This window comes from Actinophytocola oryzae, from assembly GCF_004364325.1.
Classification (GTDB): domain Bacteria; phylum Actinomycetota; class Actinomycetes; order Mycobacteriales; family Pseudonocardiaceae; genus Actinophytocola; species Actinophytocola oryzae.
Genome location: NZ_SOCP01000013.1, coordinates 91970 through 106892 on the forward strand (window position 1 = coordinate 91970; position 14923 = coordinate 106892).

The 14923-nt window shown below is 71.2% G+C and carries 10 protein-coding genes; 2 read left to right on the plus strand and 8 right to left on the minus strand.

The window, feature by feature from the left end:
- Positions 1-80 precede the first annotated feature (80 nt).
- The 3 genes from CLV71_RS30940 to CLV71_RS30950 all read right to left on the minus strand — a co-directional run bounded on the left by CLV71_RS30940 (position 81) and on the right by CLV71_RS30950 (position 5960).
- Complete coding sequence (locus tag CLV71_RS30940; protein WP_133906408.1) at positions 81-530, minus strand: DUF3592 domain-containing protein; 450 nt, start codon at positions 528-530, stop codon at positions 81-83.
- 152 nt (positions 531-682) lie between these two features.
- A complete protein-coding gene (locus CLV71_RS30945) occupies positions 683-2173 on the minus strand; it encodes a S8 family peptidase (protein WP_208297828.1) in 1491 nt (496 codons plus the stop codon).
- 160 nt (positions 2174-2333) lie between these two features.
- Complete coding sequence (locus CLV71_RS30950; protein WP_133906410.1) at positions 2334-5960, minus strand: S8 family serine peptidase; 3627 nt, start codon at positions 5958-5960, stop codon at positions 2334-2336.
- 294 nt (positions 5961-6254) lie between these two features.
- On the opposite strand from CLV71_RS30950, the gene CLV71_RS30955 reads away from it, so the two are divergent.
- Together CLV71_RS30955 and CLV71_RS30960 are read left to right on the plus strand one after the other, a co-directional pair.
- Positions 6255-8237 (plus strand): glycosyl hydrolase family 28-related protein, encoded by a 1983-nt coding sequence (locus CLV71_RS30955; protein ID WP_133906411.1) that lies wholly within the window; start codon positions 6255-6257, stop codon positions 8235-8237.
- 14 nt (positions 8238-8251) lie between these two features.
- Positions 8252-9367 carry a VanZ family protein gene (locus CLV71_RS30960; RefSeq protein ID WP_133906412.1) on the plus strand — a complete coding sequence of 372 codons (1116 nt, stop codon included), beginning with the start codon at positions 8252-8254 and terminating at the stop codon, positions 9365-9367.
- A 125-nt stretch (positions 9368-9492) separates the two neighbouring features.
- Here the strand turns inward: CLV71_RS30960 and CLV71_RS30965 are convergent, their stop codons facing one another.
- The 5 genes from CLV71_RS30965 to CLV71_RS30985 form a co-directional block, all read right to left on the minus strand.
- Positions 9493-10785, minus strand: a complete 1293-nt coding sequence (locus CLV71_RS30965; RefSeq protein ID WP_133906413.1) for a M28 family metallopeptidase — start codon at positions 10783-10785, stop codon at positions 9493-9495.
- A gap of 84 nt (positions 10786-10869) precedes the next feature.
- The gene (locus tag CLV71_RS30970) at positions 10870-11967 is read right to left on the minus strand and encodes a ligand-binding sensor domain-containing protein (RefSeq protein WP_133906414.1); all 1098 of its coding nucleotides are present in this window, start codon (positions 11965-11967) and stop codon (positions 10870-10872) included.
- The gene (locus CLV71_RS30975) at positions 11967-12740 is read right to left on the minus strand and encodes a hypothetical protein (protein ID WP_133906415.1); all 774 of its coding nucleotides are present in this window, start codon (positions 12738-12740) and stop codon (positions 11967-11969) included. Before CLV71_RS30975 ends, CLV71_RS30970 begins: the two co-directional genes overlap by 1 nt.
- A gap of 10 nt (positions 12741-12750) precedes the next feature.
- On the minus strand, positions 12751-13764 hold the full coding sequence (locus CLV71_RS30980) for a methyltransferase domain-containing protein (RefSeq protein WP_166664319.1): 1014 nt from the start codon (positions 13762-13764) through the stop codon (positions 12751-12753).
- Between the two features lie 127 nt (positions 13765-13891).
- A complete protein-coding gene (locus CLV71_RS30985) occupies positions 13892-14893 on the minus strand; it encodes an ATP-binding cassette domain-containing protein (RefSeq protein ID WP_341771680.1) in 1002 nt (333 codons plus the stop codon).
- Between the last annotated feature and the right edge of the window lie 30 nt (positions 14894-14923).

A 14923-nucleotide genomic window follows, 5' to 3' on the forward strand; every position in this document is an offset into this window, starting at 1 on the left:
TATATGGCGGCCCAACTGCGGTTTCGCCGAGGCTCGTCACCGAATGGGTGAACCAAATTCCACCCGAACCAGTGACTGCGTTACGACCGTTTTCCGCCGTTTCGCGCATCGAGGTCCTCCACTACGACCGCGTTCGCCGGATTCCTCGTGTCATAGGCGATCGTGGCGCAGGAGCCGAGCGGGAGGTGGGTGAAGGCACGCGTCTCGGCCTGCACGACCCGGCCTCCGTGCCGGGCCTCGAAGGTGTGCGCGAGCAGCGTCCGGTTCCTGATCCGCGTGTTGGTGGCCCGGGAGTCGACCAGCCGCGCGTGGACACGCGTGCCCGAGGTCAGCAACGCCGCCCTGCGGCCGTCGGCCCGCTGCCAGCGCAGCATGAACGCCAGCAGGACGACGACGGCGACGAGTGCGAAGGCACCCAGTGCGTACAGGAACGCCCAGTCCACCGCGACCCCGAGAACCAGGCCCGCCGGCAGCGCCCACGCCACCTGCGAGAGCAGCGTGATGACGAGAACCCTCCGCGTGGCGACCATGTCGTCGACGGTGGCGCCGCCGCGAGGACGAGTCAACGAACTGCCCGAAGGTACGTTCGCGCGGCCGGGCGATCAGGCCTGTTCAGGCCGGTTGGCCTGCGAGGACCTCCCGATGGCCGCGAGGAGTCCCTCGGCCACCGGGAGGTCTCGACTCAGCGGGTCACCGCGTCCAGTGCGTCGACCACGCCCGCACCGTAGAAGCCCTTGCCGGTCCGGCCGCCCTGGCAGGTGGCCAGGAACGCACCGGTGCCGTCCGGGTCGTAGACACCCGGCGGGCACGGCAGCCGGTCCGCACGGACGCCGAGCGACGCGAACACCGCGCCGACCGACCAGTGCGGGTGGGTGCTGCGGATCAGCGCGGCCACCCCGACGGCGTGCGGCGACGCCATCGACGTGCCCTGCGAGTAGCCGTAGCCGCCGCCCGGGATCGTCGACAGGACCGATCCCCTGGCGTCCGGCGTGTCGGCGACCTGCCGCGAGTCACCACCCGGCGCGGTCACGTCGGTCTCGATGATCCCGTAGTTCGAGTAGTAGGACTTGCGGCCCTCCGGCCCGATCGCCGAGACGCCGACGACACCCGGCAGCTCGGCGGGTATGTCGAGGCACTCGTTGCCGACGGTCCTCGACACCGGGGTGCCGTTGTTCGGGCTGCCGGTGTCGGTGATCTCGTGCGAGAGGTCCCAGTTGCTGTTGCCGAGTGCGGCGACGTTCACCACGTCCTTGCGCACCGAGTAGTCCACGGCCCGCTTGACGGCCTGGATCACCGCGGCCTGGTCGCGGTCGGTCTTGCACCACAGGAACCACGGGTCGATGAAGTACGAGTTGTTCGTGACGTCCATGCCGTGGTCCGCGGCCCAGAGGAACCCGCAGATCGCGTACTCCGGGTAGATGTAGCCGTCGTCGTCGACGACCTTCACCGCGGCGAGCCGCACGTTCGGTGCCACGCCCGCCACGCCGATCCCGTTGCGGGCGGCGGCGATCGTGCCCGCGACGTGCGTGCCGTGGGAGCTGGTCGTCGGCGCCCACGCGGCCGGGGACGTGTCGGGCACGCCCTCGTTCACGCAGCCGACCGACTTCGACGCGTCGACGTTCGCCGCGAGGTCCGGGTGCGTCGCGTCGATGCCCGAGTCGAGCACACCGACGAGGACCTTCCTGCTGCCACCGGAGATCGCGTTGGCCCGGTCGGACTTGATCTGGCGCAGGTCCCACTGGTTGGCCTCGAGCGGTTCGGGCGTCGCCGTGCCCGAGTGCCTCGTCATCGCCACGGTCTTCCCGGCGACCGCGTCGATCGGCGCGAGCATCTCCGCACGCTGGCTCGACGCGGCACCGCTCGCCGCGCGGGCCGCCGCGGCGCCCAGCTCGGCGAGGTTGCGGGACGCACCCGCGGCCTCCACACCCGGCTTGCGCCGGACGGTCGCCGCGAAGTCCGCACTCGTCGACGTCGCGATGACGACCCCGATCTGCGGCCAGCTCTTCAGCACGTCGCCACCGGCCGCGCGGATCGACGCCTCGGTCCGGTGCAGCGAGCCGTGCTGGGGTCCGAGCACCACGAAATGCGCCTCGGGGGCATCCTGTGCCGCCGCAGGCGCCGCGGTCGCGACGCACAGGCTGGCGGCGCAGGCGGCCACCGATGCCGCGACCATGGCTCGGAAGGGTGTTCTTCGCACTGGCATTCCCTCCATCGACTTCCCCGACCCGGTGGCACGCAACCACCCGGCCCGGGGTGAAACAAGGACCGTTCGGAGGTAAAGACACGGGAAAGGCGCGTTCGGGACGGCCCGAACGCGCCTTTTTCCCCTGCGATCAGCGAGTGGCGTAGGCGCGTACGACCGTCTCGGTCACCGCGTTGCCCGCGCCGTCGGTCGCGCTCGCCCGAAGGGAGGCGTAGCCGCCGGACGTGCCGCCGCCGGGGATGCGCACGTCGAAGCGGTCGCCCCGGGGCGTGACGGTCGCCTTCCGCCAGGTGGCGCCCTCGTCGTAGGACACCTCCACCGACACCGACCGGACCTCCCGCGCCGTGACGCCCGGCTGCGTCGCGACGGTCAGCCCGCCCGTGAGCGTGCCGGTCCCCGCCCGGTTGTGGTCGTCGAGCGGCAGCGACCACCGGACGTCCAGGAACGGCAACGCGACCCGCTCCCCCGTGCCGGCGCGGGTGTGGACCGTCCACCGCGCCGACGTACGTGTGGACAGCGCGGGCTCCAGCAGCAGGGACGCCTGCCGTTCGGCGTCCGCGACGACCGTGTAGGTCCCCGGCCCGGACGGCAGCGTGAACGTGCCGAGACCCGCGATGTCGTCGCGTCGCCCGATCTCGACACCGTCCCCGCGCACGACCGTCGAGCCGTGGTTGGTCGTGTCGTAGAAGCTCGCGTCGGCGGGGTCGGCGTCGGCGAACATGGGGATCGCGAGCACCAGCTTGTCGTGCTGCCGGTAGGCGACCGGCACGACCGTGCCGTCCTGCCGGCTCGTCGGCCCGGTGGTCAGCTCGGGACCGAACGGTGCCCCGAACATGCGGACGTGCCTGGTCTCACCCCGTTTCACGGTCATGGGGAGCGTGACCTCGCTGCCGAACGCGCCCTCGTCGGTGTAGCCGGCGTCGCCGTACACGCCGAGCGCCGCGACGGGCGACACGTAGTCGGTGCGGTGGTGCGGCCAGTCCAGCTCGACGTCCCCGTTCGCGACGAAGCCGTCGGCCGACCAGGTCGCGATCTGGTAGCGGTACCTCTTGTCGGGCAACGTGTCCACCAGCTCCCGGTCGATCATGCCGAGGTCCCCGCGGGCGAACCGGAACGCGTGCCCTGCGGGGATCCGACCGGTCACCACGTCGGCGAGGAAGTAGGCGACCGGGCTGTTCACCCGCCCGGTCACCGTGGCGGTCACGGGGCCGTTCGCCGTGCGCGCCACCATCTCCTGCAGGTCCCGGAGGTTGAACACCATGATCACCGGCAGGGGCAGGGCGGGTGGGTTCGGCGCGCTGTACTGCGGGTTGTAGTTGGACAGCACGAGCTTCGCGCCACGCTCGGCCAGCAGCGCGACGGCGTCCTGGAGCTGCTGTTCGGACGGGTTGGTCGGGTCGTCGGGGCCGGTCGCGGCGATCACCGCGATCTTGCCTCGGACCTCGCCCGCCGCGTCGATGCTCTCGCGCTCACCGTGGCCGACGTGGGCGATCTCACCGGTGACCGTGCCGTCCAGGCGCGGGTAGGTGGACACGTAGATGTCCTCGGCCTCGAACCCGTCCCGGCCGTCGACGCGGACCGTGGCGAACGGACGGGTCCAGTAGCCGAAGTAGCCGAGCCTGACGCCGTTCATCCTGGGGCTGCCGATCGTGTACAGCTTCGCGTCGCGTGACACGTTGCCGCCCCTGGCGACGCTCGCCGCGCCACCGCCCACCTCGGACAGCACACCGAGACCGCCCGCGAGCTGCGCCCGCGCGTCCGGGTCGTCCACACCGGAGGTGATCTCCCTGCCCCTCCTGGTGTCCACGACCAGCTCGGTGTCCTTGTCCACCTTCCCGGTCGGCAGCACGAACAGCGTGTCGTTCGGCGCGGTGAAGTCGGCCACCTGGCCGAGCACGCGGTAGGTGCCAGTCGGGACGGTGAACGCGGTGGTGTCGCTGTCGGCGAAGACCGCCTGTGCCAGACCGGTTCTCTCGTCCTGCACGGCGATCAGGGCAGCGTCCGGGGTGTCGTCGCGATCGACGGTCCGGACCGTGAGCGTGTGCTTCTCGCCGGGCAGGCTCGCGGTGAGCGGGGTGGTCAGGGTGACCTCGCCCGAGGTGGCGACCAGCGCGCCGGTGACGTCACCGATCCGCTTGTGCGGGACGTGCGCGGAGACGGTGACCGCGGCGTTGCCGTGCGCGGGAACCGTCACCCTCGGACTGTCCACGGTGAACACGTCGTGGTTGGTGCGCAGGTTGACGTCGAGGGTGACCGGGGTGTCGCCGTCATTGGCGTAGGCGACCTTGCCGGCCACGGTGTCCGCCTCGCCCGCCCACGCCTCGCCGAACGCGAGCACGCCCTCGGCGCGGACCTGCTGGCGGACGGCACGCGCGACGTCGAGGCGCCCGGCACCCTGGGCCAGGGTGTCGATGCCGGGCAGGCGCTTGGCGCTGCCGACGAGCGCGTCCTTGAGCTGCGAGCCGGTCCAGTCGGGGTGCTCGCCCGCGAGGATCGCCGCGGCGCCCGCGACGTGCGGTGTGGCCATGGAGGTGCCGGAGAGCTGGGTGTAGTACTCGTCGACCGACGAGTCGGGGAAGGTGCCCTCGGCACGGGCGGCGATGATGTCGGAGCCGGGTGCGGCGATCTCGGGCTTGAGGCCGAAGTCGCCGGACCGCGGGCCCTGGCTGGAGAAGCTGGACAGCTCGTCGTCCTTGGTGACGCTGCCGACGGTCAGGGCGCGGTCGGCGGCGCCGGGGCTGCCGATGCTCTCGCGGGCGCCCGCGTTGCCCGCGGCCACGACGAACAGCGTCCCGGTCGTGTCGGACAGCTCGTCGAGCGTCTGGGACATGAGGTCGGTGCCGTCGGAGGTGCCGTTGGTGCCGAGGCTCATGCTGACCACGTCGGCACCCTGGTCGACGGCCCACTGCATGCCGGCGATGATGTCGGCCTCGGTGCCGCCGAACTCGCCGAGCACCTTGCCGACCAGCAGCTTCGCACCGGGTGCGACACCCCTGCGGCGGCCGTCGGAGGCCGCGCCGGACCCGGCGACCGTACTGGCGACGTGGGTGCCGTGCCCGACGGTGTCGGCGATGCCCTCACCGGTGAAGTCGCGCTCGCCGACCACGACGTTCGCGAGGTCCGGGTGGGTCGCGTCGTAGCCGGTGTCGAGCACGGCGACCGTGGCGCCGGTGCCGGTGAAGCCGGCCGCCCACGCCTGCGGCGCGCCGACCTGGGGCACGCTGTCCTCCAGCAGCGGCTCGACGTGGCCGTTGAGCCAGACCTTGCCGGTGGCGGCCCTGGCCGTGGTCATCTCGCGCCAGGCCGAGCCGTCCTTGGGTGCGTCGAGGACGGCGAGCCCGCGACCGGACGCCTTCCGCTCACCCGAGACGGGTACGGCACCCTGGAGGATGAGCGGGACGGTCGCGGTGGACGCGTCGTCGAGTCCCTGGTCGAGAAGTTCGGTGACGTCGAACAGCCGCTCGTCGAGCCGGTTCGCGCGGAGCATGGGCACGACGTCCGTGGGGACCACGTGCTGGTGGTGGTTCAGCTCGTACCGCCAGACCCGTCGGGTCTCACGGCCGGCGGCCATCCGCACCCCGGCGACCTTGCCGCCGACGACCTGGACCTCGTCTCCCGTGAGGAGTGTGACGGTCTGTGGGCGCCCGGCGAGCTGGTCCCTCGCGGCCGGGTCCTGGGCACCGGCGGGACTCGCGGCGGCCAGGGAGGCCACGACCACGATCCCCACGACGGCGCCGGTGGTTCTGCGCAGGTTCATGATCCCTACCCACGCGTGCGACCGTGTGCACGTTGCAGATCACCAGATCCACGGGCTCACCAGCCCAGGAAACCGCCGCCCCACCGCCGAAGTCCCCCACCGCCGGCCGTACTGAAGGACGCCTTCGGTGCGCTGGGCGTTAGGAAGGAGTCCTTCAGTGCATCGGGGGGCGTGAGTGGCCGCAGAAGCGCAACTTTCCGAACGAGTAGCGCAAATATTTGGCAGTCTCTTGTGGGATGGCTGATCGGCCGCCTATCGTCTGCTCACCTTCCCGACGAGAGGAACGAGTCGGCCATGAGGTGGACGCGTACGTGGACCATGGTGTCGGTCGTCGCTCTTCTCACCGGCGGAGGTGTGGCGGCGGCATCGCCGACGCGTTCCACGCCACCGGTCGTGACCAGGGCCGGGCTCGACCCCGCGCTCGTCGCCGGGCGCGGCGCGACCGTGCCGTTCCTCGAGCAGGAAGCCGAGAACGCCCGCACCACCGGCACCGTGATCGGCCCGGACCGGACCGCCTACACGCTGCCGTCCGAGGCGTCCGGCCGCACCGCGGTCAGGCTCACGCCCGGCCAGTACGTCGAGTTCACGCTGCCGCACAGGGCGAACGCGATCACCGTCCGCTACAGCATCCCCGACGCGCCCGCCGGCGGCGGCATCACCGCGCCGCTCGGCGTCACCGTCAACGGCAACCACCGCACCTCGATGACGCTGACCTCGCAGCACGCCTGGCTCTACAACCAGTACCCGTTCAGCAACGACCCCAACGCCGACCTGCTCCACCCCGACTGGTGGATCACCGAGTGCGACTGCGTCCCCGCCCAGACCTCACCGCCGCCGGTCATCCAGAAACCCCTCCGCCCCAGCCACTTCTACGACGAACAGCGGCTGAAGCTGGACCGCACCCACCAGGCGGGCGACAAGATCCGCCTCACCGCGAGTGACCGGGCCGCGTGGACGGTCATCGACCTGCTCGACTCCGAACTGGTCGCCGCGCCACGCCTCAACACCCGCGGCCTCGACGTCCGGCTGTTCGGCGCGGACCCCACCGGCCGCCGTGACGCCGCACCCGCCATCGAGCGGGCCATCTCCCTGGCACGACTGCTGAACGTGCCGGTCTACCTGCCTGCGGGCACGTTCCAGGTCAACCGCCACATCATCGTGGACGACGTGACGATCACCGGCGCGGGCAACTGGCACACCATCGTCAGGGGCCGCGAGGTCGCGCTCGACCCGCCCGCGCCGGACGGCTCGGTCCACACCGGCGTCGGCTTCTACGGCAGGTCCTCTGCGGACGGTGGCAGCCACAATGTCCACCTGTCCGGCTTCACCATCGAGGGTGACGTCCGCGAACGGGTCGACACCGACCAGGTCAACGGCATCGGCGGCGCCATGAGCGACTCGACGCTGTCCGGTCTGTACGTCCACCACACGAAGGTCGGCATGTGGTTCGACGGGCCGATGGCACGGACCACGATCAGTGACAACGTGCTCACCGACCAGGTCGCCGACGCGCTCAACTTCCACGTCGGCGTCACCGACTCGGTGGTACGGAACAACTTCGTCCGCAACACCGGCGACGACGGGCTCGCCATGTGGGCGGAGCACGAACAGGACGCCCGCAACACCTTCGACCACAACACCGTCCAGTCGCCGGTGCTCGCCAACGGCATCGCCCTCTACGGCGGCACCGACAACACAGTGTCGAACAACCTGGTCGCCGACCCGGTGCGGGAGGGCAGCGCCATCCAGCTGGGATCGCGGTTCGGCGCCGAGCCGTTCACCGGCCACGTGTGGGTCACCGCCAACACCACCGTCCGCGCGGGCACCTACGAGCTGAACTGGGAGATCGGCCTCGGCGCGATCTGGTTCTACGCGCTGGAACGCGACCTGTCCGCCGACGTCCAGGTGGTCGGCAACCACTTCCTGGACAACACCTACAACGCCGTCATGTTCGTGAGCGACTGGGCCGTGAAGGACCTGTACTCGATCACGAACGTCCACTTCGCGGACACGCGGGTCGACGGGACGGGCACGTCGGTGCTGAGCGCCCGCGCGAAGGGCGGCGCGTCGTTCGCGAACACGGACGCCCGCAACGTCGGCGCGGTCGGCGTCAACAACTGCGGTTCGTTCAACTTCCCGCCGACCGGCTCGGAGTTCACCGTCATCGACCTCGGCGGCAACGACGGCGGCTGGCTCGCCCCCTGGATGCTCCCCAACACCATCACCTGCGACGACAGGCCTCCGGTGGTGCCGCCACCAGGGCCGTCGACCTGGTGAGGTATTAGTTCCGGGTGTTCGAGACCTACCTGCTGCCGGTTCGCACGGCGGTCACGTTGTTCCCGCTGTTGGCGCTGGTGGTGATGCTGCCCGTCGCGGTGATGAGCTACCGGCGGCGCGGCCGGGCAGGTGGGTGGACGACGACCGTCTTCTACTGCTTCCTGTTCTACCTGTTAGCCGCGTTCCTGCAGACGATCATCCCGCTGCCCGCGAACCCGGCGGAGTACTGCGCCGAACAGACCTACGCCAGCACACCGCAGCTGCGGCCCTTCTACTTCTGGGACGTGCTGGAGACGCGGGCGCGGGTGTCCGGCACGTGGCTCAACCCGGCGATGTGGAGCACCGCGCTGAACGTGGTGCTCCTCGCGCCACTCGGCTTCTTCGTGCGCTACCTGTCCGGCGTGCGCTTCCTCGGCGCCGCGGCCCTGGGGTTCGTGGCGTCGCTGTTCTTCGAGCTGACCCAGCTGACCGGGGTGTGGTTCATCTACCCGTGCGCGTACCGCCTGTTCAGCGTGGACGACCTGATCCTGAACACGGTCGGTGCCGTGCTGGGCTGGCTGGTCGCGGGCCCGCTGATCAAGATCCTGCCCGAGCTGGACTCGGAACGCGACCGCAGTCGCTACGCGGCCCGTGTGACGGCGAGCAGGCGAGTGCTGGCCCTGCTCACGGACGGAGTCGCCTTCGGCGTGCTGACGGTCGTGGTGCTGGGCCTGCTGCAGCTGTTCGGCGTGCCCCCCGCGGTCCGCAACCCGGCGACGGCGGCACTCGCGGTGCTCTACTTCCTGCTGGTGCCGGTCCAGACGGGTTCGACCGTGGGCAAACGGGCCATGCTGATGCGGATCGAACGCACCGACGGCAAACGGCCGGGTCCGTTCGCGCTGCTCGCCCGCAACGGGGTGCTGCTGTCGCCGTTCTGGCTGACGTGGGTGGCACTGAGCGTCGACCACTGGAACGTCTTCAGCCAGCCGCTACAGCTGCTGATCCCCGTGGGTCTGGTGTTCTCCCTGCTGGTGGTGGGCGTCTGGACGCCGCTCGCGGTCTTCTTCGGCGACGAGCCGGCCCCGTACGAGCGCCTGTCCCGCACCCAGAACGTGGCAATCGTCCGCACGGAGCCCGCCACCACCACCTAACACCGGCCGCACTGAAGGACGCCTTCCTCACACTGGCCGTACCGAAGGACGCCTTCCTAACACCCGGCGTACCGAAGGCGTCCTTCAGTGCGGTCGATCAGTGCGATTCGGTCGGTGCGGTCCGGTCAGAACTGCAGGCTCCAGCCGGTGATCGTGCCGGTGTCCTGGGCGGCCGCGTCGCGGACACGCAGGCGCCAGGTGCCGTTCGCGACCTCGCTCGACGCGTTGACCGTGTACGTCGTCGAGATGTTGTCCGCGCTGCCGCCGGAACGGTTGTGCACGTTGTAGACGCTGCCGTCCGGGGCGAGGACGTCCACGACGAGGTCACCGATGTAGGTGTGCGTGATGTCCACGCCGACCTGCAGCGTTGCCGGTGCGTTGCCGGACACGCCACTCACCGTGATCGGGCTCTCGGCGCTGGACTGGTCGGGGATCGCGACGTCCGCGGTGTTCTCGAAGCGCGGGCCGGACGGCGGCGGCGTGCCTGCGGACAGCGTCCAGATGGCGTAGGCGATCGCGTCGGCGTTGCGGTCCAGTGCGGTCACGTTGATGTTGCTCGTGGTGTCGCAGGACGCGTGGTAGCAGCGGTCGAACGCCTGACCGGACGTGCCGCCCCACTTCTGGGCCTGTGCCGCGGTCTTCGTGACCTCGGCGCCGGTGAACAGGCCACCGACCGGGATGCCCGCGCTGGCGAACGCGGCGTGGTCGGAGCGGCCGCCGACCGACGTCAGCTCCGTCGGCACACCCATTGCCGCGAACGGCTCCTGCAGAACCTGTTGCAGCGCCAGCGATCCCGACGGCTGACCGCTCGCGGAGTAGACGAAGTAGCCGGGGTTCGGCGAGCCGATCATGTCGAAGTTCACGTACGCCTTGATCCGCCCACGCTCGGCGCTCGACAGGCTGTTCACGTACGCCGTCGAGCCGACGAGGCCGCGTTCCTCCGCGCCCCACCAGCCGAAGCGGATCCGCTTGTCCGGCGTGTAGTTCTGCCGCGCGATGGTCAGCGCGATCTCCAGCAGTGCCGCCGAGCCGGAGCCGTTGTCGTTGATGCCGGGTCCGGCCGGGACGCTGTCGAGGTGGCCGCCTGCCATGAGCACGTTGTTGGCGTCGCCGCGCGGCCACTCGGCGAGCAGGTTCCACCCGGTCGCGCCGCCGGAGGTGAACGAGTGCAACGAGGTCGTGTAGCCGGCCGCGTTCAGCTGGGCCTGTACGTAGTCGATGGACGCGCGGTAGCCGGTTCGGCCGTGTGCGCGGTTCCCTCCGTTCGCGGTGGCGATGGACTGGAACTGGTTCAGGTGCGCCTGCACGTTCGCGACGGGGATGTCGGGCGCGGCGAGCACGACCGGCGCCGCCGCGGCGGCGGGCGCGGCCACCGCGACGAGCGCCGTGACGGCAAGGGACACGAGGAACTTACGCATGGTCGCTGCCTCCAGCAGGGTGGGAAGGACGACCTTCCGAGCGTGCAGGACGACCAGGCCGGGCACCACAGCCGAAAGAGTCCCTTATTTCCCGTACTTCCCATTAGGCAGGCGGTTTCTGTCGGCCGTGCCGAGCAGGCGACCCGCGCGCTCGGTGATGCTCCCGCGGTCGGCCCGGCGGCGGGCGCGGCTGATCCCGCCGCGCCACCGCGCGAACGGGTAGGTGCCGAACCAGATCGTGCCGTCGCGGTCCTGGGTGATGGTCCGCACGAGGTTCTCCGCAAGGCCGTCGTCGCGCGTGAACGACCGCCAGGTGGTCCCGTCGAACCGGCTCACGCCGCCCTCGGTGCCGAACCACATCTTCCTGTCGTCGTCGATGAACATCGCGTACACGCGGTCGTTCACCAGGCCGTCCTCGGTGGAGAGCAGGCGCCAGGTGTCGCCGTCGAACACCGACACCCCACCCGTCGTGCCGAACCACATCCGGCCCTCCGGGTCCTCGAACATCGAGTACACGCAGTCGTCCGCGAGCCCGTCGCGATGGTCGTACCCCCGCCACGTCCTGCCGTCGAAGCAGCCGACACCGGCGCCTCGGCCGTGGTCGTAGGTGCCGACCCAGATCCGGCCGCGCGAGTCCTCGAAGACCTTGAGGATCTCCAGGCCGGGCAGCCCGTCGGCGGCGGTGAACGTGCGCCAGCCGGTTCCGTCGAACCGGGACAGTCCGCCGCCGGAGCGGGTGGCACGCCAGCTGCCGACCCACAGCTTCCCGTCACGGTCGAAGCACATGTTCAGGTTGCTGGCGCCCGTCAGACCCGCGCGCACGAACCGGTCACCCGCGAGCCTGCTCAGCCCGCCGTCGGTGGCCGCCCAGATCCCGCCACGCCGGTCCTCACGGACACAGGTGACCGCGTTGCTCGGCAGGCCGTGGCGGCGGGTGAACGTGCGCCACCGGCCGTCCTCGAACAGGCCGAGTCCACCGCCCCAGGTGCCGACCCACATCCGGCCGCGCGAGTCCTCGAACAGGTCGTAGACCCAGTTGTGCGGCAGACCGTCCTTCGTGGTCAGCGTGTCCCACTCGTACTCGTCGTCGGCCTCGGTCTCGCGCAGGAAGCGGCGCATCAGGTCCCGCACCTCGCCGCGCGGACCGGTGGCGCGGCGGCTCAGGGCGTTGTCGTCGGGCATCAGCCCGCTCCCCTCCGCGCGAGTGCCTCCAGACGTTCACGCAGCTCCCGCAGCCGGTCGGCCTCCCTGGCGATCGCGCGGTGGAACTGCTCCTGCTGACGGGCCATGCGTTCCCTGGTGCCGACCGGGTCACGGACCTCGTCCTCGGTGAGGCTCGCACGCAACGCCGTGACGCGGTCGGCGAGCCGGTGCTCGGCCGCCCGGTAGTCGGACAGACGGGTGGCGAGCTGGTCCGGCGTGAGGGGACGGCCGTCGTCGCCGGTGGCGGTGACCTCGCCCCGGTACTGGACGACGAAGGCCGCCATGAGCGTGTAGTCACGCGAGCGGTAGGCGCTGTAGGCGACCTCGAAGATCGCGTACGGCGTCTCGGAGGTGTCCGAGTGCACCTTGGGCAGGACGATGCGCTTGAACTCCCGCACGATCCGCTCCTTGGTCGCCGCGTCGAGGTCGTCGGCCTCGATCTCGGCGGGGGCTTCCGCCGGCTGGACCTGGTAGGCGTCGGGCTCGTCGGTGAGGACGGACTCGACGTCGTCGGCCAGCTCCTCGTCGCTGCCGTACCCGCCGCGCTCGACGCGGTCCCGGATGCGCCGGTACTCGGCCTCGAGCCGCGTGCGGGTGGCGACGATCTCCTGCAGCTGCCGCGCGGTGTGCATGACCCGCGCGCTGAAGGCGTCCTCCAGCTCACGCATGGACGCCGACAGCTCCACGTAGTCGGCGAGGGCACGCACCACGCGGTCCCGCACCTCGTTGGTATCGCGGACAACCGTGGTCATGCCCTCGTTTCTAACGGCTCCGGTCCGGGAGGGGTCCCCGCTCGCACACCGTGATCACCGGGTGGCGGCCGAAGAGGCTGATCGGGTACCGCGCGAGTGTGCGGAACCCGGGCAGCGTCGGCCACGGCGCGAGGCAGGTCAGCCGCCCCCCGGGCCGCAGGACCCGACGCCACTCACGCAGCAGCTCCCCCGCGACGCCGACGGTTCTGACCTGCCGGTCCCACGGCGGGTTGGTGACGATGTGGTCGACCGAGCCGTCCGGGTAGGGCAGGCGCCGCGCGTCGACGGTCAGCCAGGCGATGTCCGGCCGGTGGCGGGCGTTCACCCGCGCCGCAGCGACCCCGGCGATGTCGCTGCCGACACCCGCGACCGGCGACTCGACCAGCACCGTGCCCGCACCGCAGCACGGGTCGACCACGAGGTCGCCGTGGCCGATGCCCGCGACGCGCACCATGGCGGCGGCGACGGGCGGGTGGAGCGTGCCCGGCACGGACGCGACCTTCCACGGCCGCCGGTGCAGTGGCGGCCGGGCACCCCGGAGTCCGATGTGGACCCCGGTGGCGTCCAGGGTCACCCGCCAGTCGACCGCCCCGCGCGGCGGGACGCGACCGTCCCTCCTCGACACGTAGACCGCGCCGAGCCGGTCCGCGAGCACGGCGCCCACGATGTCCTCGACGTCGTAGCGGCTGTAGGTGCGGCGCCCGACCACGGACGCGGAGACGCTGACGACCGGCGCGTCCACCTCGCCGAGCGGGGTGCGTGCCAGCAACCGGGCCAGGACGGGGAGAGCCGGCTTGGTCGGCCCGGGATCGGGCGCGGCGAGGACGAGCCGGAACAGGTCGTCGACCGTGCCGGGTGGCCGGTCGAGCAGTGAGTCGGGTCCGTCGAGGACGAGCTGACGTGGGGACACGGCGACGACCGTGCAGTCCCGTTCGCGAAGTTCCTGGGCGGCGACGTGCTCCAACCCGTGGACCGTGCGTGCGAACAGGCGAGACCCCACCGCCGAGGGGCGGTGCGATGGCATGACGACACTCCCGAAGTGCGACCTGGGCGGCAGGGAGCCGACCCACATCGCCGGCCGCGGGGGTTCCTCGAACCGGCCGGCGGATCGCTAGCCGAGGGAGAAGAAGAACGTCATCACGCGGGACAGGTTAGTCCCACACCGGCGCGTCCACCTCCGCTGTTCGACCGTCCCTGCCGAAGTGGAGGTAGCGGTCGAACTCGGCGGCGAACCAGCGGTCGTGGGTGATCGCCACGACGGAGCCGGTGAACTCCCGCAGCCCGGTCTGCAGGGCCTCCGCGCTCGCGAGGTCGAGGTTGTCCGTCGGCTCGTCCAGGAGCAGCAGCGTCACGCCCGCGAGTTCGAGCAGCAGGATCTGCAGCCGGGCCTGCTGGCCGCCGGACAGGGTGTCGAACGTCTGCCGCCCGGCGGCGGCGATCTCGTAGCGGGCGAGCGCGGCCATCGCGTCGTCGCGGGCCAGGGCCGCGTCGGCCATGACGATGTCCGCCACGCACCGGCCGGTGAGATCGGGACGGACGTGGGTCTGCGCGAAGTGCCCCGGGGTGACGCGGGCGCCGAGCGTGACGGTGCCCGTGTGGTCGACGTCGTGACCCGCGAGCAGGTGCAGGAACCGCGACTTGCCCGACCCGTTCCCACCCAGCACCGCGAGCCGTTCCCCGAACCGGACCTCCAGGTCGAACGGCTCGGTCAGACCGACCAGGGCGACGGATTCGCAGGTCAGCGCCCATTTGCCGGTGCGACCGCCGGACAGGCGCATCCGGATGTTCGCCTCGCGCGGCGGTCGTCGCGGGGCGCCCGCGTCCTCGAACCGGGACAGGCGGGTCCTGGCGGCCCTGTACGCCGAGGACACCGCGTCGTTCTTCGCGGCGGCCTGGCGCAACGTGTGGGTCATGACGCGGAGGCGGCGGTGCTCGGCCTCCCAGCGGCGGCGCCGCTCGTCCAGCTCCGCGACGCGGCGGCGCCTGGCCTCGCCGAAGGTGGCGAAGCCGCCGCCGTGGACCCACACGTCCCGGTGCTCGACCGCGAGCACCCGGTCGGCGGCCTCGGCGAGGAGCTGGCGGTCGTGGGACACCAGCAGGACGGTCTTGGCACTCGCCCGCAGCCGCTCCGCCAGCCACAGCTTGGCGGGCACGTCGAGGTAGTTGTCCGGCTCGTCGAGCAG